Consider the following 24,208-nt stretch of genomic DNA (forward strand, 5'->3'; position numbering starts at 1 on the left):
GTTTATGAAAAAAACGGACATTTTGTTTCTTACATTTGATTTTCCGCCTCAAGATGGGGGCATCTCTGTAATTATGAGCAGAATCTTCCGTTGTTTAGGAGAGAGAGCGCTAGTTTTAACTACAAATGTTTTTGGCGATAATGAAAGTAAGGGTTGCGAAACCAAGGCAAAAATTGTAAGGGAAAATTTTAATATAAATGTGAATAATTTCAAATTATTGTTTGTAATATTTAAGGTTTTATTTAAGTCTTTAAGACTTCATGGAAAATTCAAGTTCAGGACCATATTAGTGGGGGAGGTATTCCCTTTAGGGCTTGTGGGGTTGTTTTTTAAATATTTTCTTAGAACTAATTTAGTTACATTTAGTCATGGCTCAGATTCGTTGTTTTCAAAAAATAAAATTAGAAATTATTTGGTAGGCATAGCCTATCGTAGTGCAGAGTATGTATTATGCTTCTCTGATTACACTAAAAATAACCTCTTAAAATGGAAGGTTAAAGAAGGAAGGATTAAAAAGATTTCTGCTGGGGTGGATACTGATCTTTTCAATCCTGAAGTAGACACCGCGCCAATAGAAAAAAGGTTTAATTTGAAAGACAAAAGAGTTATCTTGAGTGTGAATAGGCTGATAATTAGGAAAGGTATAGACACAGCAATAAAGTGTATGCCTCGTTTAATTAAAGAAGTCCCTTCAGTTTTCTATTTGATAGTAGGGGATGGCTCGGATAAAAAGCGCTTGGAAGATTTGGCCAAAGATCTTCATGTAGAAAATCATTGTTTGTTTGCCGGTAGCGTCAAGCAAGAGGATTTAGCCGTTTATTACTGCCTAAGCGAATTATTTTTAAATCTAGTGAGGGAAATAAAGAATCCTCTGGATCCCCAGACAGAAGGATTCGGCTTAATTAATATTGAGGCCGGCGCTTGTTCTAAGGCAGTAATTGCTGGGAAAACCGGTGGCGTAGTCGATGCGATAGAAGATAAAAGGACAGGTTTACTTATCGACCCGTTAGATTTAGAGCAAATTACTAATGCCATTTTGCGGTTACTCAGAGACAGGCATTTTGCAAAAGAACTGGGAAAGAACGCTAGAGAGAAGGTTTTAAATGAGTTTAGGCTAGAGAATTTAAATCAGGATTTAGATAAAATATTACAAAATCTAAAATGAATATTTCTATTGGCATAGTTAGCTGTAATAATAGAGAAATACTTAGAAGATGTATAAAATCAATTTATGCTACTTGTCAAGATACTGATTTTGAAGTAATAGTTGTTGATAATAATTCTTCCGATAGAAGTCAAGAGATGCTTGTTGATGAATTTCCTGAAGTAAGAATAATAGAAAATAAACAAAATCTGGGTTTTGCCAAGTCAGTTAACCAAGCGATAAGGCAGGCGCGAGGAAAATTCCTATTTTTAGGAAATGAAGACATAATTTTTAGCCCCGACTGCCTCAGAAGCATGACTGAATATATGAAAGCTAACCCCAAGGTTGGGATATTAGGACCAAAAATCATAAATGAAAAAGGCACAACGGAGATGTCTTTTAATAAAAAGTGTTCTAATATTATCCGCTGTATTTTGGATAATCTGTTTTTTTATTCTTATTTGCGCGCACATTTAGTTGAAAAATATCTTATAAAGAAATTTTCTCCTTTAGTTAAAAAAGGATTACAGGAGATCAAGCAGGTAGCCTGGGTTTCTGGTGCAGCTTTTCTCCTGCGTAAATCTGCAACAGAAAAAGTAGGTCTTATGGATGAAAGCTTTTTTATGTACTGTGAAGATGAGGATTTTGGTTGTCGGATGACAAACGCTGGTTGGCAAGTGCATTTCTTCCCCCGGGGAGTTATTACTCATTCGCGAGGAAGCAGCACTCAAAAAAGTCCGGTTAATTTTACATTCGAAGCTACAAAGAGCCAGGTAATTTTTTACAGGAAAAGATATAATCGAATTGCTCTAGTCCTAGTAAAGGCGTTACTTTTTTATAGACTAACAGTGGAATTGGTATTTTTGTGCATTTACAGCTTATTTTCAAAAAACTTAAGGAAGTTAATAAGCAGAAAGCAAAAAAATTATATTTTTACTATTCATAAACTTTTTTTTATTTAAGGACTTAGAGTAAATGGAAGAAGTTAAGTGTCTGATTTGTGATAGGAAAGAGACTAAGCATTATAGAAATATTAAGTGTTCTAAGCCTAGGCAGGTGAGTTTTACTCTCCTTCAGTGTAATGTTTGCGGATTGATATATTTAAATCCCCGGCCAGATAAGCGCGAGATGCAGGAATTCTATCCTTTTTGGCCAGAGGGCGGGGGCAGGCAAGAAGGAATTAAACTAGATTGGAAGTCAAAAAGAAAAAAAGTTAATTTACTAAGAAATATTTTAGCAAAAAGAGGCAATGTGCTGGATATTGGAGCAGGCGCAGGTGAGTTTTTAAGCATTATGCAGGGGCTGGGTTGGCAGGCCTACGGCATAGAGTTTGCTAAAGTGACTTCCAATTATGCCAGAGAAAAGCTTGCTTTAAACGTATTAAGCAAAGATCTTCTAGGGGCAAATTTTGAATCAGATTTTTTTGATTTAATTACTTTTTGGGATGTGATTGAGCATCTACATAAGCCTAAAGAGACCTTGCTTGAGATTAATAGAATTTTAAAAAAGGAGGGGCTGTTGGTAATATCAGCTCCAAACATCGATAATCTATGGGCTTATATTTTTAAAGATTATTGGTACACAAATTCGCCCCGGCATCTTTATCAGTTTAGCCCAAGGACTATCTTAAGGTTATTAGAGGGTGCCGATTTTAAAGTAGTTAATATTATTCAGCGTGCCGGATTTTTTGAACCAGTAGGCTTTGTGGTAACTTTTAAGAATTGGCTCTTAGCTAGTTTAAGAGGGGATAGCCGTAACTTAAATTCAAGTTCGGCATTTGCTCAAGATGCTAGATTAAATAAACTCGCAAGCCCAATAAAGCAATTCATGCGTTTAATTTTGGAGGCAGCATTTTTTCCATTTTCGCTAATAAGCGTATTGCTTGAGAAAGCTCCAAACATGATTATTTTTGCAAGAAAATGCTAGATAAACAGAATATCTTATACATAACCGAATCTGCAGTGTTAGGTGGGGCTGAAATTAGCCTCTTTGAATTAATTACTAATCTTGATAGGGAAAGATTTAATCCCTTTATCATCTGTTCCGAAGAAGGTCCGTTAATAGAGAAATTCAATCAATGGCAGATTCCGAACGCAGTAATCCCTTTATATCGGGTACGCCAAATTAGCTTTTGGAGGTTTTTAAAGTCTGTAAAGGAGCTAGTCAAATTTTTAAAGACCAATGAGATTAAGCTTGTGCATACAAATAGTACTAGAGCAAATTTCCTTGGTGCCTTAGCTGCGAGGATAGTAAGAGTTCCTGTAGTTTGGCACGTGAGAAACCTAGTAGCCCCGAGCCTTTTTATAGATTTAGAAAAATATTTCACTTTTTTGCCTGCGGCGATTATTACGAATTCGCATGCTACAGCAAAGAGGTTTCCTCATGCACAAAAGAAGGTAACCGTGATTTATAATGGCCTAGATCTTAGAGTCTTTAATCCCGGAATTAGTAAGGATACTTTACACAAGGAATTTAATATAAGCCTAAAGACAAAAATTGTCGCTGTTGTAGGAAGGTTGGGGCCGGGTAAAGGTCAAGAGGTATTTTTGCAGGCCGTATCTTTACTTAAAGAAAAGGTGCAAGATGTGAAGTTTTTTATTGTTGGGAGTGCTGGTTATGAAAAAGATGTCCCAATAGAGGAATCCCTAAAGACTCAGATAAAATCCTTGGGCCTTGAAAAAGATGTTATTTTTACTGGATTTCGTAAAGACAGATCCGAGGTTATGGCCTCAATTGATATATTGGTTAGCCCTGAGTCTATTACCGGTCAGGCATTTGGTAAGGTTTTGGCCGAGGCACAGGCAACAGGCGTGCCAGTTATCGTCACAGATGCTGGGGCAGCGTCGGAGGTAGTAGAGAAAGATGCAACTGGGATATTAGTTCCAATGAGGGATGCGACATCGCTTGCTGAGGCAATAAAATTTCTGTTGGATAATGAGGAATTATCTAATAAGATGGGTCAAGCGGGTCGTGCTAGAGCAGAAAAATTATTCAATATTAAAGAAACGACCAAAGAGATTGAGCAAATTTATATTGATTTATTAAATAAGGCATAACTTAATGAACAGACTAAGGTTAATTATTAAAAATACCGCAGGTTTCCTTGGTTCGCTTATCTTTAATAGGTTTTTAAATTTTTTAGTAACAATTATTCTAGTTCGTTATCTGGGCCCCAAAAACTTAGGTCAATATACTTTCGTCTTGACCTTTGCCGGTCTGTTTGCTCTGTTTTGCGATTTGGGTATTGGTCAGTTAGTAACCCGAGAGGTTAGCCAAGATAGGACGCGTGCAGGAAGTTTTCTAGGAAATTACCTTTCTCTACAACTGCTACTTTCTTCAGTTGTTGTGGTTGTAATGGTCATTGTTATAAACCATTTTCAATATCCACATATAATAAGGTTGGCACTTTATATCACTGGTCTGAATTTATTGGTTGTTTCTCTCGCGCAACCTTTTTTCAATATTGCGATAGCCTTTGAGAAATTACGCTTCACAGCTATTGCGAGTATTATCGGCAATATTTTTTATTGTTTGAGTTTGCTGGCTGCCGTTTTCTTCCGCAAAGGTCTATTAATTTTAGTCTCGGTCAGCTTAGTAACCAGTATCTTAGAGTTTTTTTTGGTAGCATTTATATGTTCAAGATTCTGCGTCAAACCAATTTTTAAATTTAATAAACTTCTTTGGCTTACTGTGGCACGGTTTTTTCTTCCCTTTGCATTATATATTGTCTTTACTGGTCTTTACAGGCGCATTGATATCGTAATGTTATCGAGAATGAAGACAGATATAGCTGTGGGTTTCTATGGCGCCGCCTATAAGATTATTTATTTATTTATTTTAATTCCCACAAGTTTTTCCAGGGCAGTATTTCCACTCTTAAGCCAGCAGGCAGCTGAGGATAGGATTAAACTTTCCCAGACTGTTTCCTGGTCCATGAAATATTTACTCGCTCTAGGCTTTCCTATAGCTATCATTGGAAGTTTTTTCTGCCGAGAGATAATATTGCTTCTTTTTGGCCCTGAGTTCCTGAATTCAGCCGTAGTTTTAAATATACTTATTTGGGTACTCGTTTTAGTCTTCTGGCATTCAATTTTAAGCCAGGCCCTAATTGCTATTAAAAATATGCTTGCAGTAGTCTCTGGTACAATAATTGCTTTTATACTTAACGTAGGATTAAATTTCTTATTGATTCCTAAATATAGCTATGTGGGCGCAGCCGCCACTACCGTTTTTTCTGAACTTTTTATAGGGCTTTGGTTCTATTTATCTTTAAGAAAAATATTGCCTTTAAAGTATTCTTTATATGATTTCTTAAAGATTGTTATAGCTAGTTTAATTATGATTTTATTATTTCAGCTTACGTATCAGTTTTATTTTTTAATTGTCATTACACTAGGGATTGTTTTCTATATAATTGCACTTTACCTGCTGCATTTTATAGGGCGAGGAGAGAGAGTACTTCTGAAGGAGGCGTTTGCTAGAAAAGATGGTTTGTTCAAAAGGGATGCGATTTAGAAGCATAGCTCGTAATATAAAGAAACTCTATTATATAGTTTTGGGCCTTTTTGGCGATATGCTATTTTTCTTAATGCGTATTTTAAGGATAATTTCTAAGCCGAAACCTTTTTTGTCTGAAAATATTAAGAGAATTTTAGTAATTCGTCTAGATCGAATTGGAGATGTGGCTTTAACTACCCCGGCACTCAGGGCCTTACGTGAAAGTTTTACTCATGCAAAAATTTATCTTTTGACACGTTCCTATGCTAAGGATTTAGTCGTAGGAAACACTGATATTGATGAGCTTTTAATTTTTGATGATAAGACGTCATTTTTTATTGAGATAATGAAAAAGGCAAAGGTCTTGAAAGGTAAAAAATTTGATTTGGCCATAGTCCTAAACCCTAATTTTTGGTCAAATTTTCTTAGTTTTGCGGGTGGAGCTATACACAGAGTAGGTTATGATGTAGCAGGATCAGGCTTTTTTTTGACGAAGAAAATCCAGGATAGGCGAGCGCAATATCCACGTCATGAAGTCGAAGTAAATCTTGAGGTAGTAGGTTCGATAGGTGCACATACCAATGATAAGAGTTTGGTAATATCTATAAGCAAAGAGGGGGAAAGTTTTGCTCAAGACTTTTTAAAGAATAATAATATAAGTTATGGTGATGCATTAGTTGCCATACATGCAGGCGGCTTTTATCATTATACGCGTTGGCCAGCAGAGAACTTTGCTAAAGTTTGCGATTATCTAATTGAAAGATATAATGCAAAGCCGATTTTAGTAGGGAGTGCTTCTGAGCGATTTTTGTCAGAAAAAATCGTATCGCTTATGAAGAATCCCCCTATTGTTGCTGTGGGCAATACTAATCTAACCGGGCTTATTAGTTTGACTAAAAGATGTAAGTTATTTATTGGCAATTCTTCTGGGCCGATGCACATCGCCGCAGCCTTAAGGATTCCCGTTGTGGGTATTTTTGGAAATATAAGTCCTGTAGATAGCTTCAAGAATTGGGGACCCTGGGGAGAGGGCCACGTGATAGTTAGCAAGAACTTAGACTGCACAAATTGCCAACCGGCTGATTGTTTAAGCCTTGATTGTATGCAATTAATAACGGTAGAGGATGTGCTAAAGGCAGTTGAGGAGCAGCTTGGGAAATAAATTGAAGAAAATCACGGACATAAACAGTATCCTATTAGTAAATCTTGGTGGCATTGGCGATATACTTTTATCCATACCTGCGCTTAGGGCACTGCGTGGCTTTTATAAAAAATCCACCATAACATTATTAACAACACCACGCTCTGTGGATTTGATGAAAGATTATCCCTACATAGATAAGATTATCCTTTTTAATCCAGGATTATGGCAAAAATTAAAACTGGTTTTTATTTTAAGCAGACTTCATTTTGACCTAGCAATAAATATGAGATCCTTAACTTCTTACTTAAGCAGTCTTAAGATGGCATCTTTATTTTTATTAGCTGGTGCAACTTACCGTGTTGGCCGAGATACCAATGCAAGGGGTTTCTTCTTAAATGAAAAAATTCCAGAGGACGATATTGCACAAATGCACGATATAGATTATTATTTCGAAATATTCAAGGTTTTGGGAGTAGAAGGTGAAGGTAGAAATATAGACTTAAAAGTTAATCATGAAGATGCTAAATTTATTGATAGATTTCTGCTAGATAACGATGTTGGCCAAAATGATATTTTGATTGGCATAAATCCGGGTGGTACTTGGCCAACGCGGCGTTGGCCAATAGAGAATTTTGTTAAACTAATTGAGTTATTGAGAAAAGAAAAAGACTTTAAAATAATAATTACCGGAGGCAAAAAAGAGCTAGATTTGGCAATAAAATTAGTGAGCCTATCTAAGGTTGGTATCATTAATGCCACTAATAAGACGAATGTTGGCCAGCTTATGGCATTAATTAAAAGATGCAATGTCTTTATTTCCAATGACGCTGGCCCGATGCATTTAGCTGCTGCCTTAGCTACTCCTTTAATTGCTTTGTTTGGCCCCGGGGATATTACTCGCTATGACCCGCGTCGAATATCAGAAAAGGCAGTTGTATTTTATAATAAAGTCGATTGTGCGCCTTGTTTTAAGGTTAGATGCAGTTCTATGAATTGTTTTTCATCCCTGAGGCCTGAGGAAATATCTAAGGCGGCTTTAAAATTAGTATGAAAATAATATTTAATATTTACAAAAGATTTCGAATCCTCCTAGCATGCAAGGGCGAAGAAGGACAATATTTTTCAGGATATCTGCCCTCTAAGGTAAGGGATGAGTTCTTAAGCATATGTAAGAGGAAATCAGGTAGGATCCTAGAGAGGCAGTAGAGACACTGCTATATAAGAGATAAATTAAAAAAAGCGTCTTTAAAAAACAAAAACAATATATTGATTGTGAAATCATTACTTGTTACTTTTGATTTTCCCCCTATAGTCAGTGGAATTGGCACTGTTTTTTATAATATCTGGAGGCTAATGTCTCCAGAAAATAACTTTATTTTAGCCCCCAAGGTAAAAGGGTATAAAATAATAGACAGTAGCAGCGGATTGAGTATATTCCGTTACTTTAGTTTTTGTCGCTCTGCTTTTTTGAGAGCAGTCATTTTATTTTTTTATACCTTTTGGATAGTTCGAAAAAAAAGGATAGATATTATAGTTTGTGGCGTTCCTGTCAGCATAGGTTTAATCGGATTAGTATTTAAAAAGATAGCCAGATTACCTTATTGCGTATTTTATTATGGTGGAGAATTAGAGAAATATAAAAGACGCAAAATCATTTTAAGGCTATTAGAGAGGGTCCTTAAGAACGCTTGTTTTGTCATTGTCAATAGCGAGTTTACGAGTAAAGAAGTGAAGAAATTTGGCATAGAGGAAGATAAAGTTATAAAGGTTACGCCTGGTGTAGATGTGCAGATTTTTAAGCCAGATTTGGATTGTTCTGATTTAAAAAAGCGTTTAGGCCTTGAGAACAAAAAAGTATTATTAACTGTATCGCGCTTGGTAGAACGCAAAGGGATTGATGTGGTTATTAAGGCGTTAGCGAGGCTTAGTGAGAAATTTCCTAGTTTAGTATATTTAATTGTAGGCAGTGGCGAACAAGAGGGTTATCTTAAAGCCCTTGTTGAGAAAAATTCACTGAACAAGAACGTTATCTTTATCGGTAAGGTTACGAATGAAGACCTGCCAAAATATTATAATCTTTGCGATATTTACGTTATGCCCAATAGGAAGACCCTTGGTGAAGAGATTATAGAAGGTTTTGGTATTTCTTTTATTGAGGCTTCGGCATGCGCTAAGCCTGTTATTGGTGGTAATTCCGGAGGCGCAGGAGAAGCTGTTTGGGATAAGCGTACTGGGTTTTTAATTGACTCTGAAGATATAGATGCACTTGTGCAAAGTATTACTTGTTTATTAGAGGATGAGAAGCAAGCGGGTGAACTGGGTAATACTGGGCGCAGATTGATGCAAGAAGAGTTCAGGTGGCAATATCGCGCAGATAGCCTCAAAAAGATATTAAGCTGTTGTCTTCAAAAATAGCAAAAAACAAATTTTGATTCAGTATGAGTATATTAAGCCGTATATATGAGAAGCTTAGATTTTTAATTGCGCGTAAAGGCGAAAAAGGAGAGTATTCTTCAGGATATCTGCCTTCTAAGGTAAGGGATGAATTCTTAAGCATATGTAAGAGGAAATCAGGTAGGATCCTAGAGATTGGTTGCGGCGAGGGACTGTTTATTATAAATTTATTAAAGAAAGCTAAGGGATTGAAGATATTTGGCGTTGATATTTTACGAGAAGGCCTACTAAATGCCAAAGAGAAATTAAAGGCCCAAGATGCTAAAGCAGTAAACTTAATTGAATCTAACGGTAACGAGCTTTGTTTTAAGGATAACACCTTTGATTATGTAGTATGTTTAAATACGCTTTTTAATTTGCCTTCTTTTGAAAATGTAAAAGGAATTATTGCTGAATCTGTGCGCGTGGCTAAAAAAGGCGCAGAGATTATAGTAGATATTAGAAATAAGAATGATCTAGTTACGTCTTTACGTTATAGATTTGTTAAGCTTTATGATTCAAAATGCGCTGTAGCGTTAAGACAATATGACCCACAAGAGATTATTGAAATTTTTGAGCAAAATAACGCCGAGGTTCTAGAGGTTTTACCTATTAGAGCTTTTTTTAACTTAACTGTCCCTATAACAATTATTAAGGCCAAGAAAAGATAATGATTTTAAAAAAAGTTCCTATAGTTGCTACAGACTTTAATATCCCTGATATCTTTTCAGTCTTTAGGGGTTTTAAGGCCAAGGAAAGATTCGAGAAAGAATTAGCCGCCTCTCTAGGTTTAAAATATGTTTTTACTGTTGATTCTGGCACTAGCGCTTTTTATCTTATATTAAAGGCGCTATCTTCAACTTATCCGGATAAAAAAGAAGTTGTTTTGCCTGCCTATACTGCTGCCTCATTGGTTTTACCTATAAAAAGATTGGGCTTAAAAATAGTTCTCTGTGATATTTCCTTGGATACTTTTAACCTAGATATAGAAGGTCTTAATAATTTGATCTCAAAAAATACTCTCTGTGTAACTGTAGTGCATCTATTTGGCTTGGTCTTTGATTTAGAGGCTTTTAGTAGTATTATCAAACGAAAAGGGATAGATACTATTATCGTTGAAGATTGCGCTCAAGCTTTAGGCTCTTTCATAAACAAACGATCTGTTGGTTCTGGAAGCGATGTGAGCCTTTTTAGTTTTAATCGAGGTAAAAATATGTCTACTGCTTCGGGTGGTGCAATAGGCGCAAATGATGATAGGTTGGCCGATTTGATTAGAAAAGAGATAAACATCTTAAGGGGCCCGTCAATTTTTAATAAGTTTATGATTATTGTAAAACTTATTTTGCTTTCTTTGGTTGTAAGGCCACTTATATATAATTGTCTTTATCACGTATTAAAGACCTTTAGAAGCACAAAGACACCTATGGATTTTTCTGTCTCAAATTATACAGATGTACAATCTAGGGTCGGATTATCTTTATTAAAGAGATTGCATCTTTTTAGTAAAGCAAGACATTCAAACGGCTCGTTTCTTTATGATTTATTAAGTAATAAGCAGGATCTTATTATTCCTCATATTCTTAATCTCAGCATACCAGCCTATAATCGTTTTCCTGTTATATTCAGAGATATCCAGGTAAAAAAGAGGATTAGGACAATTCTTTCTGAAGCAGGCATAGATAGTTCAGAGATGTATGAGCAGCCTTTGCATTTTAAATTCAATCTCGGATATAAAAAAGGAGATTTCCCTAATGCAGAATTTATTGCTGAAAGGCTTCTTACGTTGCCGAGCCATCCTTTAGTAAATAAGGCTATGTTGAATTTAATGCGGAAAATTTTTGATGAAAATTTGCAATGAGTCTGATTAAAAGCTTAAAAAGAAAGATTTATAAGGCTGCCAGAGAGCCGGCTTACGCCTTGGCTGTTTTAATAAAGAGATTCGCCTCCTTATTTAGTTATTATGTTTTTCAAGGTAGAAGCAGTTGGCCCGAGACGGTTTCTTTGTTTTTGACTTACCGTTGCAATTTGGCTTGTTCGATGTGCGGCTATTGGGGAAAGTGCGGCTCTTTGAAAGATAAAAAGGAGGATTGCCTTAGAGAAGATTTGAATCTTCAAGATTTAGAAAAGATTATCGATGATATAGCAGGCCTTGCGCCGAATATTACTCTTTTTGGCGGAGAACCGTTTCTCTATCCAGACTGGCCGGTGCTTGTAAAATATATAAAAAATAAAGGATTGCGTTGTAATGTCGTTACTAATGGTACGCTCCTTGCCGCAAGAGAGCAGGAGGTAATCGATTCTGGTCTTGATGAAATTATTTTTTCCTTAGAGGGCACACAGGAAATTCATGATAAGATTACCAATACCTTAGGTTCATTTGATAAGGCCTTTAATGCACTTAGTAAGATTGCAAAGTTAAAGAAAATGAATAATCTGAGGTTACCCAAGATTAATGTTGCCACTACAATTTCGGAAGATAATTTCTCTAATCTTTATGAAATATTTAAGACAGCAGAAAAACTCTCACCCGATACTATAACCTTTCATCATCTCTCTTTTGTGGATAGAGAAAGCGTTGCCAAAACCAATCGGATACTTAAAGATAATTTTGGCATACTAAGCCGAGATTGGGAAGGTTTCATCAGGAATGAACTGCCAAAGATTGATACCGCTGTCTTAATTGAAGAGATTAAAAAGATAGAGAGTTACCCGAAGGCTTGCGGTGTGTTTTTCTACCCTGATTTTAGACAAAAAGAAATAATAGAATACTACAAAGATTTTAATTTTAAATCAAAACAATTTGCCAATCGTTGCTTAAGTCCCTGGATGACTGTTTACATATTCCCTGATGGAAAGGTGGGCCCTTGCGAGGAGTTGAATATTTATTTTGGCAATATAAAGAAAGAAAGTTTTAAGGACATTTGGAATAATCAGCAGTTTTGCAAATTCAGAAAGATTTTAAAGAGAGAGAGAATTTTTCCAGTTTGTACTCGCTGTACTGAGTTGTATCGATTCTGAAGATGAAGAAAATAAAAATTATCCACATCATTACCCGCTTGGACAGGGGCGGTTCTTCAAGGATAGTACTGGATATTACAAAGTCCTTAAATAAGGATGATTTTAGTCAAAAGATTATCAGTGGGTTGACTAAAGATCCGGAGCAGGATTTGAATGAATTTAGTAAACAGAGCGGGGTTCAAATTATATTCCTAGATTGCCTACGCAGAGATATTAATATCTTTTTAGATTTTTTTAGCTTGTTTAAATTGTATCGGTTGATTAAGAGAGAAAAGCCAGACATTATTCATACCCATACTTCCAAGGCAGGTTTTTTGGGTCGCTTAGCAGCAAGGATGGCTAAGGTAGAGGTTATTATTTATATGCCACACGGCAATATTTTTTATGGCTACGCCGGAGCGTTATTATCTAGATTATTCGAAATACTTGAGCGATTTTGTGCTAATTTTACCGATATAATCGTTACGCTTACTGATATTGGAAAGAAAGAGTTTCTTTCTAGGGGCATTGGGGGGCAAGAAAAGTTTGTCACGATTCATAATGGAATAGATTTTAAAGAATATGAACAAATTAATCTTAGAAGAGTAGAACAGTTAAAACAGGAGTTTAAGATAGCGAAAGATTGTGCTGTAGTCACTACTGTATCCAGGCTTGAGTCAGTTAAGGGGATAGAATTTTTTATTAAGGCTTTAAAACAGTTGGATAAAACCGGTGCTAATTTTAAGGCATTAATAGTGGGGGAAGGTTCCCTAAAGACTAAATTAGTAAAGTTTGCTAGGGTATTAGATTTGGAAGACAAAATTATTTTTTTAGGTTTCAGAGAAGATATAAAAGAGATTATTGCTTTATCTGATTGCGTAGTGAATCCAGCCTTAAATGAGGGCTTTGGCTTGGTTATTTTAGAGGCGTTTGCCTTAGCTAAGCCAGTCATCGCTACCCGGGTAGGAGGGGTGAGGGAGATTGTGGAAGATAATAATACAGGTATCCTTGTTCAGCCAGCAAATCCCGATGAGCTGACAGAGGCAATTGTCGAGGTTTTACAAAATAAAGAGAAGACAAAAGCATTAACATCTCAGGCGAAAACTAAATTAGAAAAAGAGTTTACAAAAGAAAAAATGTTAGCAAGCTTTAGAGACCTATACTTAAATCTTGCAAAGGGTAAAAAATAGATGATTATTTCAGTGCATCAACCACAATATTTACCCTGGTTAGGGTTTTTTGATAAGATTGACAGAAGCGATTGCTTTGTATTTTTAGATAATGTCCAATATAAAAAACGCGAATTCCAAAACAGAAACAAAATCCGTACCAAAGATAGCTGGATATGGTTGACCGTACCCGTAATTACCAAAGGTTTATATACTCAAAAGATTAACGAGGTAGAAATTGACAATGACCTTGATTGGTCTAATGATCATCTAAAAAGCATTAAATTTAACTATAGCCGTGCCCAGTTTTTTAAAGTTTATTTTGAATTTTTCCAAAAGCTCTATTCAAAGAAATGGCAAAGATTAGCTGATTTGAATGTGTTCATAATAAAGGAGATGCTTCTTTCTCTGGGAATCAGAAAAGATATTTATTTTGAGTCAGAGTTAGGTATAATCTCTGAAAAGTCTTGCCGGATAATAGATATCTGCAAAAGATTGAATGCTGATACATATTTTTCTGGTGAGGGCGGCAGGGATTACCTTGATGAAAAACAATTTGAAAAGAATTCTATCAAATTAGTTTATCAGGATTTTGCGCATCCAGAATATGGGCAGTGCTATGGTTCATTCGTCAGCAATATGTCAATAATTGACCTTTTATTTAATCAGGGAAAAAATTCCTTGGAGATTTTAAGAGGCAAATTAGTTTAAGCTATGAATCGAGTAAAAAAGACAATATCCAATGTTGTATTGATTCTTGGTTCATTTTTATTTGTCCTGTTTATACTTGAGGCTGGCGTAAGGATATTTATTCCGGTTGTAAAGCCTGCGATGATTGTAAAAAAGGCCTCGCCGAAAAATCTGGAGAAACCCTTAGCATTTCTAGAGTCGTTCTTTGAAGGGACCTTTTTGCGCAAAGGCTTAGTCCGATTTAGGCAGGGACAGAACTGTCTGGAATTAGAGAGGTTGGGATATTACAAAAGAGGAACTCAAGAAAATAAATACCCTTGCTAAAGGCACCGACGTATCTTTTGTAGTAATACGTATACATTTTTTGTATGATGTTTATAATCGCGGCGAAGATCAAGTGAGTAAAATTTTAGCTGAATTTGCTAAAAAGAATAACATTAACGTATGTGATCTATTAACAGCTCTCAGAGAGAACAGGGGCAGCGATTTATATTATCCGGCAGATGGACACTGGAAGCCTCTGGCTCATAAATTGGCAGCGGAAGGGATTTATAATTACTTAGTTGATAAGAGCTTATTAAATAAATAAAGAGGTATTAGATTATGTGTGATACTGCTGGTATTATTTTTGGAGTTAAAAATTTCTCTAAAGAAGAAATTGAAGGAAAGAGGATAATTGAGGTTGGTTCTTTTGATGAGAATGGAAGTTTGCGCCCTTTCATTGAGTCGCTTAATCCTCGTGAATATATAGGAATAGACATTAAGGAAGGTCCGGGTGTAGACATGATTTGTAGCGTAGAGGAGATGGTAGAAAAATTTGGACGCGAGAGCTTTGACATTATTATTTCTACAGAGCTTTTAGAGCACGTAAGAGACTACAAGAGAGGTATTGCAAACATTAAAAATATCTGTAAACTAGGTGGCACAGTATTCATAACTACCCGTTCCTATGGTTTCCTTTATCATGGTTTCCCTAGTGATTACTGGAGATTTGAAGCCTCTGACCTGGAGTACATATTTTCAGATTGTCTTATTGAAAAAATTGAAAAGGATAAATACTCCCCGGGAGTTTTTATTAAGGTTAGAAAACCAAAAGACTTTAAGGAGAACGATTTAGCTAGTTTAGAACTATATTCCATTATTTTAGATAAAAGGACAAAAGAAATAAAACCTAAAGATATAAATATTTTTCAGAAGAGGAAAAATAGAAATCAGCGTGTTAAAAAAATAATAAATGATATAGGAAAATTATTTTATAGGATAGTAGAGAGATTTTAGTCAATCCTTTTAAAATTAATCCAAGGCCGCAGTAGAGATTAAAAATTATTTTATGCAGATAGTTCCTTTGCAGCTAAATAAGAATCGACAATGAAATCAAGATTATTAATTTACTTCAAGAGATCAGCTTTATTATTTATCGCTTTCAGTACAGTTGTTGCAATTTTATTCTTTATCTTTATCGCACCGCATAGAACCTTACCAATTTTAATGTACCATTCTATTTCAGCCGTTGAAGAGAAAAATAATCTGAGCCTGCCAAAGAATATTTTTGATAAGCAGATGCAATATTTGTCGAAAAATAATTATAAAATAATTTCTTTAAGCGAAGCTGCTAATTTGATTAAACAAGGCTCGAGTATTCCAAATAATTTGTTGGTGTTAAACTTTGATGATGGCTATAGAGATTTCTATGGTCGGGCCTATACCATACTTAAAAAATATCAATTTAAGGCAACGGTTTTTGTAATTATTGATTCTCTCGGAGAAAAAAATAATCTAAGCTGGGAACAGGCGCAGGATTTAGCAAAAGACGATTTAATAGATATTGGCGCCCATTCCTTAAGCCACAGAATTTTGCCTTTATTATCCCGCGAAGAAGCCAGGAAAGAAATTTTTCTTTCAAAATTGATTTTAGAGACAAGATTAAACAAAACTATAGAATCTTTTTGTTATCCTTATGGTGTGCTAGATGATTCCATAAAAGAGTTGGTTAAGGAGGCTGGTTTTGACCCGCTGTAGGTACTGCTTATCAGAAGGAGGAGTTTAAAGACGATGATATCTACACATTAAAAAGGGTATTTGTTTCCAAATTTTCTAAGTACCCACTTGTTTTTAGATTTATGATTTCTGGTTATTATGTTCCTATAAGAGGATTCCTCCTAAGGCTATTAAATATAAAAACTCCGCGCGATTTTTACGCTGCAAAAAGACAAAAATCTTATTTACTGATACAGAAATGAAAAGATTTACCAGTAGAAAAAAAGCCCTTTCGTATATATTAATAATCTTGTTATTTTTTCTTGTAGCAGAGGTAATGTTACGCATACGCGAAAGAGTTAAAGCAAAAGAGACCCAGGTTTATGGACAAATTAATTTTTTTTCGTCCCATCCTTTTCTTAATTATGTGCTGAATCCAAAGATAGCGAAGCATAATTCATTAGGTTTTAGGGGTCAAGAGATAGATATTTCTAAAGAGGAAAATATTTATAGAATATTTTGCCTAGGTGCATCTAGTGTCTATGGTTCAAGGGTTTCCCCGGAAGAGTCCTATCCTTATTTTCTTAATCAGCTTCTAAAGAATACCGTTAAAAAGAAAGTACCCGATGTGATTAACGCCGGCGTGCCGGGATACACATCAGCTAATATTTTTTTATTATTTCAATTTCGCATTCTTCCTCTATCACCTGATATGATAATAATTTATTCTGGATTTAACGACATATTTCCCAGGATTATGGGTAAGGGTGCCTTTGATTATTCAGATTTTAATATTGTTTGGAGGCCGATACCAGCTTTAAAAAGGGCTCTATTTAAAAGTATATTAGCTCAAAAGATTATTGGCCGAGTGGGAGAAAGATTAGGGATTGCTTTTTTAACCTGGCCGCCGCATATTCATGAAATTGTTCAGAAATGGCCATATCAATATGTTACTGGTGATTATAAAAGGAATTTAGCGAATACGTCTGCGCAGATTTTCCAACGAAATATTTTGTCCTTGATTCAGCTTGCCAGGGCTAATGATGTCGATGTTGTTTTAGTGGCTCAAGTTTTAGGTCCTGTAAAAGAGAGCAAATCAATATATGCTGAATTGGCTAAAGGAATTATGGAACATAACAATGTTATTCGTAATTTAACCCGCCAGACTGGTGTTTATTTAATAGATTTAGAAAGCATATTTCCAAGGCGTTCGGAGATGTTTATCGATGAAATCCATATGAGTCCAAAGGGAAATAAAATACGCGCTGAAATTATTTCAGAAACTATAGCAAAAATTATACAAGAGGATAATTAGAAAAAAATAAAGGCAAAAGTTTTTAAAAATTTAAATCCGTGATATAATCAATAGAGGTGATATTATGAACATATTGGCAATCGGTGCGCATCCGGATGATATTGAATTTGGCTGCGGTGGGACATTATTGAAATATACTAAGGCCAAAAATAATGTTTATCTTTTAATTTTAACTAAAGGAGAAATCGGAGCCTCTGGCGCTAGGCGATGTCAAGAGCAGAAAGAATCCGCTAAATTCTTAAAAGCAAAACGCGTTTTTTGGGGGAATTATAAGGACACTAAAATATGTTTAACCAAAGAGTTGATTGGAAAGATCGAGGCAATATTGAATAAGGTTAAGCCAGAGATTGTCTTATTTAATGCTCCTTCTGATATCCATCAAGATCACAGGGTGGTTGCAGAGGCCGCTATTTCAGCTACAAGATATATAAAGAAGGTCTTATTTTATGAGGTCCCGACTACTATTGGCTTTGAGCCGGATATATTTGTTGATATTGGTGATATTATCTTTGAAAAACTCCAACTCCTAAAGTTGCATCGTTCTCAAGTGCATAAGACAAGAGTCCCAGGCTTAAGTATAATGGATAGTGCGACCTCTTGTGCAAATTTCAGGGGTTTTCAGGGGCGAGTGAAGTATGCTGAGGGATTCAAGGCCTTAAGGTTTATGTTAGAGTCATGAAATTATTCTATATTTTCATCTTTTCAGTAGTGAGCACATTTATTTTCACGCAGATTGCGATAAGGATCGGTTTTAAATTCAATGTCCTTGACCGCCCCGAGAAGAGGAAGATACACGTTCAGCCGGTTCCTCTATTGGGAGGTCTTGCCCTTGCTATTCCATATCTGTTAATCCTTTTTGTAATTAGAAATGAATTTGATATTGTAATTCTCAGTGTATTGTTTGGAGGCCTTATTATACTTATTGTAGGTTTTTTGGATGATCTTAATAAGCTTTCAGCCAGGTTACGCCTAGGTATTCAGATACTTGTAGTTTTAATGCTTATTACAAATTCAGCCACATTGACTATTTTTCCTAATACAGCTTGGGGTATTATCTTAAGATGTCTTATAACCATCCTCTGGATTGTAGGAATAACGAATGCTATGAATTTCCTCGATGGAATGGATGCGCTCTGCGCAGGTCTAGTCTGTATTAGTAGCCTTTGTTTTGCTGTAATTGCTTTTTTCACAAATCAGAATCAGATTTTATTTTTGAGTATTATTCTTTTCGGCTGCTGTTTGGGTTTTCTGCCGCATAACCTTAAGCCAGCAAAGGTTTTCTTAGGTGATTCTGGCAGCACATTTTTGGGATTTATGCTGGCAAGTATTGCTGTTGTTGGCGTGTGGGCACAAGACCGTATTGTAGGGATAAGCATCCCAATTTTAATTCTCGGGGTTCCTATTTTTGATATGGTTTTTACTACGGTTATGCGTGTTAAAGAGGGGAAAGTGAAGAATGTTAAACAGTGGTTAGAATATGCTGGTAAAGATCATTTTCATCATAGGCTAGTAGATTTAGGTCTGCAGCCTCAAGGAGCGGTTATTTTCATTTATCTAGTCAGCATATGTTTAGGTATTAGTGCTATGGTACTACTTAGAGCTACTTGGAAGATTGCTATTATTTTATTGATTCAGGCAGCCGCGATTTTTCTAATGATAGCCGTACTTATGATTATTGGCAAACGTCGCCGCAGCGGCTGGAATATAGATAAACTAAAAGCTAAGGATTAAATATGTATGAGAAATATTGGAAGTTAAAAGAAAAACCTTTTGAGAATACGCCCGATCCTAAATTTATCTATTATTCGGATCAGCATAGAGAAGGCCTCTCGCGTCTGCTATACGCTGTGAGAGAACAAAAGGGCGCAGGAGTTCTTACAGGTGTATTTGGTTGCGGCAAAACACTTTTAGGCAGGACCTTATTAAAGGAGCTAAGTAGAGAAGTTTACAAGACGGCATTCATTGCAAATCCTAAGCTTGAATACGTAGAATTATTAATGACTATTGCTAGTCGCCTCGGCGCAAAGGAGCTGCCGAAAAAGCGTACAGAGGTATTGACGAATGTTGTTTTGGATGCCTTAAGCGAAATCCTAGAAAATAATGCCAGGGACGGCAAGAAGACAGTGCTTATTATTGATGAGGCGCATGTAATCGAAGATAAAAATGTCTGGGAGGAATTGCGCCTTCTACTTAATTTCCAGACTGAAAGAAATTTCCTTATAAATGTGCTCTTTCTCGGTCAGCCGGAATTAAAAGATGCTATTGAGCGTAACAGGCAATTGTCACAGCGCATTGCTATACACTGTCACCTTTGCCAGCTAAGCGAGGAGGATACAACTAAATATATTAAGCATCGTTTTAAAGTTGCTGGAGGCGATGAGGGGGTTTTTGCTGATTCGGCAATTCATTTAATTTATGAATATTCGGGAGGTATTCCGCGCAGAATTAATCACCTTTGCGACTTGGCCCTATTGACGGCATTTAGTCATAAGGTTAGAAATATTGAGGGCGAGATGGTTAAGGAGGCCTTTTCAGATTTGGAGGTCGAATAGAGAATATAAAAATAGTTTGACACTTTTTTTTGAGGTTGTACAATTAAAGTAGGGCGTAAGTTATGTGCTCACTAAAGGAGGGGGAGGATGAAAAAACTGGCTGATGTTTGTATACCCATAGCTATTGCTTCTATTGTGTTAGGAATAATTTCTCGGATAATGTTTAGGCCATTATTTGAAGTAGGAGCCAGAGGATTTTTAGGTTTTGCCACTGTAATGCTTCTTTTAGCTATTGCTATTACATTGAAAGAGAAGGCTTAATTAAGGCAACTGTTGTTAACTCACTTTTCGGTTAGTTAGCATGATGCCCGCTTTTTTATCCAAAAAAAGCGGGCATACTGTTATTTGCAAAGATGGGTACAGATAAAATACCACAAATGATCGCAGATATCTGCGATCATCTGATTTAACGGAGGTTAAGCTATGGACGAAATACTCGAGGTTTTAGAAAAAGATGCACGTATCAGGCCGGAAGAAATTGCTAAGATGCTAGGCAAATCAACAAAATTTGTTAAGTCAGCAATAAAAAAATATGAAAAACAAGGCATTATTGTAAAATATAAGACATTAATCAATAAGGAATTGTTAAAGGAGGACCGTAGAAGAGTGAGGGCCTTGATTGAAGTAAGCGTAATACCTCAGAAAAATCTCGGTTTTGATTATTTAGCAGAGCGCATATATAAGTTTCCAGAAGTCCAAAGCTCTTATCTGGTTAGCGGTACTTATGATTTACTGCTTGTGGTTGAAGGAGACGATATTCACACAGTTGCTAATTTTGTTGCAGAGAAACTCGCACCCATGGAGAATGTGCGTGCTACAGTCACGCATTTTTTACTTAAAAAATATAAAGAGGACGGGGATATTTTAAAATTCAGGAAAGAAAACAGAAGAATAGCTATAAGTTACTAGGTTGCTGATAATGAAAAGTAGAGATTTGAGAATTTCAAAGATTGCAAACGACTTGCCACCTTCAGGTATACGTGAGTTTTTCGATCTTGTCTTAGGGATGAAGGATGTTATATCTCTAGGGGTTGGTGAACCAGATTTTGTTACTCCTTGGAACATCCGCGAAGCAGGAATTTTTTCTATAGAAGGAGGCCAGACAAGTTATACCTCTAATAAAGGAATGATGAAGTTGCGCCTTTGTATCAAGAGGCACGTTAAGAATCTATGCGATATTAGATATGATGCAAATAACCAGATTCTAATAACCACAGGTGTATCTGAAGGTCTTGATTTAGCTTTCAGGGCTATACTAAATAGAGGAGATAATGTTCTAATTCCAACTCCAAGTTACGTTGCCTATGCTCCTTTAGTATATTTATGTGGGGCAAAAGCAAAGATTATCCGCACGGATTTTCACGACGGGTTTAAATTAAAACCGGAAATGATTGAAAATTTCGCCGATTCAAAAACAAAGGCAATAGTCTTGAATTATCCAAATAACCCCACCGGCACCTCTTACACAAAAAATGAATTGCAGGCATTGGCTAGAGTAATCAAAAAAAGAGCTATGATAGTAATTAGCGATGAAGTCTATTCGCAGCTTAGCTTTGACTTTAAGCATACTCCTTTTGCGAGCTTACCTGCGATGAAGGAGCGCACCATTTATTTAAACGGATTCTCTAAAGGGTATGCTATGACCGGCTGGAGAGTGGGCTATGCTTGTGGCCCTGTGGATATAATCGGGGCAATGACCAAGATTCACCAGTATAGTATGCTATGTGCTCCGATTATGAGTCAATTGGCAGCTGTTGAGGCCTTGGAGAATTCAAAAAATTCCCTTGATGAAATGTGCAGGGAGTATAGACGGCGTAGAGAATTTGTATTTAAAGGCCTTAATGAATTAGGTCTTTCCTGTCATCGTCCCCAGGGTGCATTCTACATATTCGCTTCGGTTAAAAAGACGCATCTTTCCTGTACTGAGTTTGCAAAACGCCTCCTAAAGGAGGAAAAAGTAGCAGTAGTGCCTGGTATTGCCTTTGGTAATGGCCTTGATAGTTTCATCCGCATTGCCTATGCTGCTAAATTCTCTGATTTGAAAGAGGCGCTTTCCCGCATCGCACACTTCCTGAAAAAGCACAGAAGATAATTCAATAAAAGTTTATCTACTAGAAAAGCTTAGTTTTTGAGGTTTATTAGATTAGCTTTGCGATGATTTCTGCGGCAGATTTACTTGCCCCGACTTTACCTAATCTTTTTTTAAGGCTATCGAGTTTCAATTTTATCTCTTGATATTTTCCCTTATCCGAAAGCAGCTCTAGACAAGCCCTTCCGATAAGCCGAGGCTGCGCTTTAAACTGGATTAATTCAGGCACTACTTTTTCTCCTGCCACGACATTTACTAATCCGATATAAGGGATTTTAACCAAGAGTCTTGCAAGCATCCAGGAAAGTAAATTAAGCTTATAGATAATAACCATTGGCGTTGAGGTAAGTGCGGTCTCCAACGTGGCAGTACCAGAGGCTACTATAGCCAAATCAGAGGCAGATAAGCAATCGTATATTTCATCTTCACTGACTTTAATCAGATCCAAATCTTTAAAGCCTTCTAGAAGAGGGGTAAGGCTTGAGTCATTATTTAGGGTGTTAGATTGTATGAATATAAACTGCGTGTTGCGTTGGTTATTTTTATCGATAATCCTGGCAGATTCAAGCATTATGGGAAGGAGTTTCTGAATTTCCTTTTTTCGCGAACCCGGCAGGAGTGCAATAGTCGTTTTCTCTTTTTTTAAATTATATTTTTTTATTAACTGGTTAGAGTCTTTTTTTATTTCTACAGCGTCTAGGAGAGGATGACCTACGAATTCTGCCTCAATACCAAATCGCCTGTAAAATTCCTTTTCGAATTCAAAGACGACAATCATTTTATCCACATATTTTTTAATTAATTTAACCCTGCTTCTGTGCCAGGCCCAGACTTGAGGCGAGATATAATAGATAACAGGGATATGCATTTTTTTTAATTCGCGTGCCAGACGCAGATTAAATCCCGGATAGTCAATTAATATGCAACAGGCAGGTTTAATTCTCTTTATTTCATTTAGGGTTTTAACGAATATGCTTCTAAATTTAGCCAGATTGTGCAAGACCTCAAAGAAACCGACTACTGCCAAGTCTGTAATATTAAATAATAGCTTTACCCCGGCCTCTTGCAGATATTTTCCGCCTAGGCCAAAGAATTTGATCTCAAGATGCTTATCTTGTAGGGCTTTGACCAGACTGGCTCCATGGCGGTCACCTGATGTTTCGCCAGCAACAATAAAGATAGTTTTCATGTGTAATGCTTGATATATTCGTTAATCTTTTTTTGGATTTTTATTGCTAATGAGAGGGCCTCTTTTCCTTCCCAGCCTGAAACTACAGGATCTTTTCCGTATAAGATACAGTCAAGGAAGGACTCTAGTTCATTCTGGAGGGGGTCAGCTTTATCGATTGGAACCTCATGTTTGTAGATATTCTTATTCTCTTTTTTGTATACGCTTGCTTGATTATGCATATAATCAAGAGATATATAGGAATCTTTTAAAAATATTCTGAATTTACGCATTGCCTTAGCGCTAATTCTGCTAGCAGTCAAATTAGCGACACAACCGTTTTTAAAGCGCAGGCGTACATTTGCGATATCTTCAAGATTAGTTAAGACATTAACGCCTACTGCGTCTATGGATACAACATCTGATTTTACAAGCTCTAGGATAAGGTCAATATCGTGGATCATAAGGTCAGATACTACCCCAATATCTAGAGAACGAGCTGGGAATGGGCTTAGGCGATGGCATTCTATGAATTTTGGCTTTTTAACTATATCGCAGACTGTCCGGAAGGCATTGTTAAATCTTTCAATGTGTCCTACAGCAAGTATAAGTTTTTTCTTTTTGGCTAAATTTATTAATTTTCCCGCTTCAGCCACTGTGGGAGTGATAGGCTTTTCAATCAAGGCATGCGCGCCTTGTTTGAGGCTATCATAGCCAACTCGGAAGTGATGCTTGGTGGGGACAGAGACTATAACTGCTTGGACCTGCTTCAGGAGGTCTGAATAGTCTGCATAGTAGGTTGTTTTTATGGTGCGCGCCAGCTCTTTGCCTTTATTCTTATCAATGTCGCAAATGCCTACAAGCTGGACCTTTTTTATTTTGCTTAGGACATGGGCATGTCTTTGTCCCAAATGCCCTACGCCAATAACGCCTATATTAATTTTTTTCATGTTAGAGAAAATCTAATTTTAGTATCTGTCTGATCATTGAATAGTATCAAATCTCCTAGCAAAAGTCAAGAGAAGGCTTTATG

At 36.3% G+C, this 24,208-nt stretch carries 27 protein-coding genes; 25 read left to right on the forward strand and 2 right to left on the reverse strand.

Annotation, left to right across the window (positions count from 1 at the left end; translation table 11 throughout):
- The first annotated feature begins 4 nt into the window (after window positions 1-4).
- From KJ593_01465 to KJ593_01585, 25 genes are all read left to right on the forward strand, one after another.
- Complete coding sequence (locus KJ593_01465) at window positions 5-1,165, forward strand: glycosyltransferase family 4 protein (GenBank protein ID MBU2540548.1); 1,161 nt, start codon at window positions 5-7, stop codon at window positions 1,163-1,165.
- Window positions 1,162-2,106 carry a glycosyltransferase family 2 protein gene (locus KJ593_01470; GenBank protein ID MBU2540549.1) on the forward strand — a complete coding sequence of 315 codons (945 nt, stop codon included), beginning with the start codon at window positions 1,162-1,164 and terminating at the stop codon, window positions 2,104-2,106. Before KJ593_01465 ends, KJ593_01470 begins: the two co-directional genes overlap by 4 nt.
- Before the next feature lie 13 nt (window positions 2,107-2,119).
- On the forward strand, window positions 2,120-3,070 hold the full coding sequence (locus KJ593_01475; GenBank protein MBU2540550.1) for a class I SAM-dependent methyltransferase: 951 nt from the start codon (window positions 2,120-2,122) through the stop codon (window positions 3,068-3,070).
- The gene (locus KJ593_01480; protein ID MBU2540551.1) at window positions 3,064-4,200 is read left to right on the forward strand and encodes a glycosyltransferase family 4 protein; all 1,137 of its coding nucleotides are present in this window, start codon (window positions 3,064-3,066) and stop codon (window positions 4,198-4,200) included. Before KJ593_01475 ends, KJ593_01480 begins: the two co-directional genes overlap by 7 nt.
- Before the next feature lie 4 nt (window positions 4,201-4,204).
- Window positions 4,205-5,659 carry a flippase gene (locus KJ593_01485; protein MBU2540552.1) on the forward strand — a complete coding sequence of 485 codons (1,455 nt, stop codon included), beginning with the start codon at window positions 4,205-4,207 and terminating at the stop codon, window positions 5,657-5,659.
- Entirely contained in the window at window positions 5,631-6,803 is a 1,173-nt protein-coding gene (locus tag KJ593_01490) for a glycosyltransferase family 9 protein (GenBank protein MBU2540553.1), read from the forward strand. Before KJ593_01485 ends, KJ593_01490 begins: the two co-directional genes overlap by 29 nt.
- A gap of 1 nt (window position 6,804) precedes the next feature.
- Window positions 6,805-7,836 (forward strand): glycosyltransferase family 9 protein, encoded by a 1,032-nt coding sequence (locus KJ593_01495; protein MBU2540554.1) that lies wholly within the window; start codon window positions 6,805-6,807, stop codon window positions 7,834-7,836.
- Entirely contained in the window at window positions 7,833-7,991 is a 159-nt protein-coding gene (locus KJ593_01500) for a hypothetical protein (GenBank protein ID MBU2540555.1), read from the forward strand. Before KJ593_01495 ends, KJ593_01500 begins: the two co-directional genes overlap by 4 nt.
- A gap of 147 nt (window positions 7,992-8,138) precedes the next feature.
- The gene (locus KJ593_01505; GenBank protein MBU2540556.1) at window positions 8,139-9,200 is read left to right on the forward strand and encodes a glycosyltransferase family 4 protein; all 1,062 of its coding nucleotides are present in this window, start codon (window positions 8,139-8,141) and stop codon (window positions 9,198-9,200) included.
- A gap of 23 nt (window positions 9,201-9,223) precedes the next feature.
- A complete protein-coding gene (locus tag KJ593_01510; GenBank protein MBU2540557.1) occupies window positions 9,224-9,889 on the forward strand; it encodes a class I SAM-dependent methyltransferase in 666 nt (221 codons plus the stop codon).
- Window positions 9,889-11,076, forward strand: a complete 1,188-nt coding sequence (locus tag KJ593_01515) for an aminotransferase class V-fold PLP-dependent enzyme (GenBank protein MBU2540558.1) — start codon at window positions 9,889-9,891, stop codon at window positions 11,074-11,076. The genes KJ593_01510 and KJ593_01515 overlap by 1 nt, the downstream gene beginning before the upstream one ends.
- Window positions 11,073-12,236: a radical SAM protein gene (locus tag KJ593_01520; GenBank protein MBU2540559.1), complete on the forward strand. Its 1,164-nt coding sequence runs from the start codon at window positions 11,073-11,075 to the stop codon at window positions 12,234-12,236. The genes KJ593_01515 and KJ593_01520 overlap by 4 nt, the downstream gene beginning before the upstream one ends.
- Window positions 12,237-12,238: 2 nt before the next feature.
- Complete coding sequence (pelF, locus tag KJ593_01525; protein MBU2540560.1) at window positions 12,239-13,405, forward strand: GT4 family glycosyltransferase PelF; 1,167 nt, start codon at window positions 12,239-12,241, stop codon at window positions 13,403-13,405.
- On the forward strand, window positions 13,406-14,095 hold the full coding sequence (locus KJ593_01530; GenBank protein MBU2540561.1) for a WbqC family protein: 690 nt from the start codon (window positions 13,406-13,408) through the stop codon (window positions 14,093-14,095).
- Window positions 14,096-14,098: 3 nt separating this feature from the next.
- The gene (locus KJ593_01535; protein MBU2540562.1) at window positions 14,099-14,398 is read left to right on the forward strand and encodes a hypothetical protein; all 300 of its coding nucleotides are present in this window, start codon (window positions 14,099-14,101) and stop codon (window positions 14,396-14,398) included.
- 73 nt (window positions 14,399-14,471) lie between these two features.
- Window positions 14,472-14,663, forward strand: a complete 192-nt coding sequence (locus KJ593_01540; protein ID MBU2540563.1) for a hypothetical protein — start codon at window positions 14,472-14,474, stop codon at window positions 14,661-14,663.
- A gap of 14 nt (window positions 14,664-14,677) precedes the next feature.
- Window positions 14,678-15,352: a class I SAM-dependent methyltransferase gene (locus KJ593_01545; protein MBU2540564.1), complete on the forward strand. Its 675-nt coding sequence runs from the start codon at window positions 14,678-14,680 to the stop codon at window positions 15,350-15,352.
- 90 nt (window positions 15,353-15,442) lie between these two features.
- The gene (locus KJ593_01550; protein ID MBU2540565.1) at window positions 15,443-16,093 is read left to right on the forward strand and encodes a polysaccharide deacetylase family protein; all 651 of its coding nucleotides are present in this window, start codon (window positions 15,443-15,445) and stop codon (window positions 16,091-16,093) included.
- 295 nt (window positions 16,094-16,388) lie between these two features.
- Window positions 16,389-17,366 carry an SGNH/GDSL hydrolase family protein gene (locus tag KJ593_01555; GenBank protein ID MBU2540566.1) on the forward strand — a complete coding sequence of 326 codons (978 nt, stop codon included), beginning with the start codon at window positions 16,389-16,391 and terminating at the stop codon, window positions 17,364-17,366.
- Window positions 17,367-17,430: 64 nt separating this feature from the next.
- Window positions 17,431-18,045: a PIG-L family deacetylase gene (locus KJ593_01560; GenBank protein ID MBU2540567.1), complete on the forward strand. Its 615-nt coding sequence runs from the start codon at window positions 17,431-17,433 to the stop codon at window positions 18,043-18,045.
- A 29-nt stretch (window positions 18,046-18,074) separates the two neighbouring features.
- Entirely contained in the window at window positions 18,075-19,097 is a 1,023-nt protein-coding gene (locus KJ593_01565; GenBank protein MBU2540568.1) for an undecaprenyl/decaprenyl-phosphate alpha-N-acetylglucosaminyl 1-phosphate transferase, read from the forward strand.
- 2 nt (window positions 19,098-19,099) lie between these two features.
- The gene (locus tag KJ593_01570; protein MBU2540569.1) at window positions 19,100-19,918 is read left to right on the forward strand and encodes an AAA family ATPase; all 819 of its coding nucleotides are present in this window, start codon (window positions 19,100-19,102) and stop codon (window positions 19,916-19,918) included.
- A gap of 87 nt (window positions 19,919-20,005) precedes the next feature.
- A complete protein-coding gene (locus KJ593_01575) occupies window positions 20,006-20,179 on the forward strand; it encodes a hypothetical protein (protein ID MBU2540570.1) in 174 nt (57 codons plus the stop codon).
- A gap of 162 nt (window positions 20,180-20,341) precedes the next feature.
- Window positions 20,342-20,827 carry an Lrp/AsnC family transcriptional regulator gene (locus tag KJ593_01580; protein ID MBU2540571.1) on the forward strand — a complete coding sequence of 162 codons (486 nt, stop codon included), beginning with the start codon at window positions 20,342-20,344 and terminating at the stop codon, window positions 20,825-20,827.
- A 10-nt stretch (window positions 20,828-20,837) separates the two neighbouring features.
- On the forward strand, window positions 20,838-22,010 hold the full coding sequence (locus tag KJ593_01585; protein MBU2540572.1) for an aminotransferase class I/II-fold pyridoxal phosphate-dependent enzyme: 1,173 nt from the start codon (window positions 20,838-20,840) through the stop codon (window positions 22,008-22,010).
- Between the two features lie 46 nt (window positions 22,011-22,056).
- Here KJ593_01585 and lpxB read toward each other — a convergent pair whose 3' ends face one another.
- Together lpxB and KJ593_01595 are read right to left on the reverse strand one after the other, a co-directional pair.
- Window positions 22,057-23,196, reverse strand: coding sequence for a lipid-A-disaccharide synthase (lpxB, locus tag KJ593_01590; protein ID MBU2540573.1), 1,140 nt, complete (start codon window positions 23,194-23,196; stop codon window positions 22,057-22,059).
- Complete coding sequence (locus KJ593_01595) at window positions 23,193-24,125, reverse strand: Gfo/Idh/MocA family oxidoreductase (GenBank protein ID MBU2540574.1); 933 nt, start codon at window positions 24,123-24,125, stop codon at window positions 23,193-23,195. The genes lpxB and KJ593_01595 overlap by 4 nt, the downstream gene beginning before the upstream one ends.
- Between the last annotated feature and the right edge of the window lie 83 nt (window positions 24,126-24,208).

The organism is Candidatus Omnitrophota bacterium (assembly GCA_018830005.1).
Taxonomy (GTDB): domain Bacteria; phylum Omnitrophota; class Gorgyraeia; order JAHJTE01; family JAHJTE01; genus JAHJTE01.

Coding starts and splice junctions, on each gene's coding strand:
- KJ593_01465 (MBU2540548.1), top strand. CDS start 5: ATGAAAAAAACGGACATTTTGTTTCTTACATTTGATTTTCCGCCTCAA.
- KJ593_01470 (MBU2540549.1), top strand. CDS start 1,162: ATGAATATTTCTATTGGCATAGTTAGCTGTAATAATAGAGAAATACTT.
- KJ593_01475 (MBU2540550.1), top strand. CDS start 2,120: ATGGAAGAAGTTAAGTGTCTGATTTGTGATAGGAAAGAGACTAAGCAT.
- KJ593_01480 (MBU2540551.1), top strand. CDS start 3,064: ATGCTAGATAAACAGAATATCTTATACATAACCGAATCTGCAGTGTTA.
- KJ593_01485 (MBU2540552.1), top strand. CDS start 4,205: ATGAACAGACTAAGGTTAATTATTAAAAATACCGCAGGTTTCCTTGGT.
- KJ593_01490 (MBU2540553.1), top strand. CDS start 5,631: ATGGTTTGTTCAAAAGGGATGCGATTTAGAAGCATAGCTCGTAATATA.
- KJ593_01500 (MBU2540555.1), top strand. CDS start 7,833: ATGAAAATAATATTTAATATTTACAAAAGATTTCGAATCCTCCTAGCA.
- KJ593_01505 (MBU2540556.1), top strand. CDS start 8,139: ATGTCTCCAGAAAATAACTTTATTTTAGCCCCCAAGGTAAAAGGGTAT.
- KJ593_01510 (MBU2540557.1), top strand. CDS start 9,224: ATGAGTATATTAAGCCGTATATATGAGAAGCTTAGATTTTTAATTGCG.
- KJ593_01515 (MBU2540558.1), top strand. CDS start 9,889: ATGATTTTAAAAAAAGTTCCTATAGTTGCTACAGACTTTAATATCCCT.
- KJ593_01520 (MBU2540559.1), top strand. CDS start 11,073: ATGAGTCTGATTAAAAGCTTAAAAAGAAAGATTTATAAGGCTGCCAGA.
- pelF (MBU2540560.1), top strand. CDS start 12,239: ATGAAGAAAATAAAAATTATCCACATCATTACCCGCTTGGACAGGGGC.
- KJ593_01530 (MBU2540561.1), top strand. CDS start 13,406: ATGATTATTTCAGTGCATCAACCACAATATTTACCCTGGTTAGGGTTT.
- KJ593_01535 (MBU2540562.1), top strand. CDS start 14,099: ATGAATCGAGTAAAAAAGACAATATCCAATGTTGTATTGATTCTTGGT.
- KJ593_01545 (MBU2540564.1), top strand. CDS start 14,678: ATGTGTGATACTGCTGGTATTATTTTTGGAGTTAAAAATTTCTCTAAA.
- KJ593_01550 (MBU2540565.1), top strand. CDS start 15,443: ATGAAATCAAGATTATTAATTTACTTCAAGAGATCAGCTTTATTATTT.
- KJ593_01555 (MBU2540566.1), top strand. CDS start 16,389: ATGTTACGCATACGCGAAAGAGTTAAAGCAAAAGAGACCCAGGTTTAT.
- KJ593_01560 (MBU2540567.1), top strand. CDS start 17,431: ATGAACATATTGGCAATCGGTGCGCATCCGGATGATATTGAATTTGGC.
- KJ593_01570 (MBU2540569.1), top strand. CDS start 19,100: ATGTATGAGAAATATTGGAAGTTAAAAGAAAAACCTTTTGAGAATACG.
- KJ593_01575 (MBU2540570.1), top strand. CDS start 20,006: ATGAAAAAACTGGCTGATGTTTGTATACCCATAGCTATTGCTTCTATT.
- KJ593_01580 (MBU2540571.1), top strand. CDS start 20,342: ATGGACGAAATACTCGAGGTTTTAGAAAAAGATGCACGTATCAGGCCG.
- KJ593_01585 (MBU2540572.1), top strand. CDS start 20,838: ATGAAAAGTAGAGATTTGAGAATTTCAAAGATTGCAAACGACTTGCCA.
- lpxB (MBU2540573.1), bottom strand. CDS start 23,196: ATGAAAACTATCTTTATTGTTGCTGGCGAAACATCAGGTGACCGCCAT.
- KJ593_01595 (MBU2540574.1), bottom strand. CDS start 24,125: ATGAAAAAAATTAATATAGGCGTTATTGGCGTAGGGCATTTGGGACAA.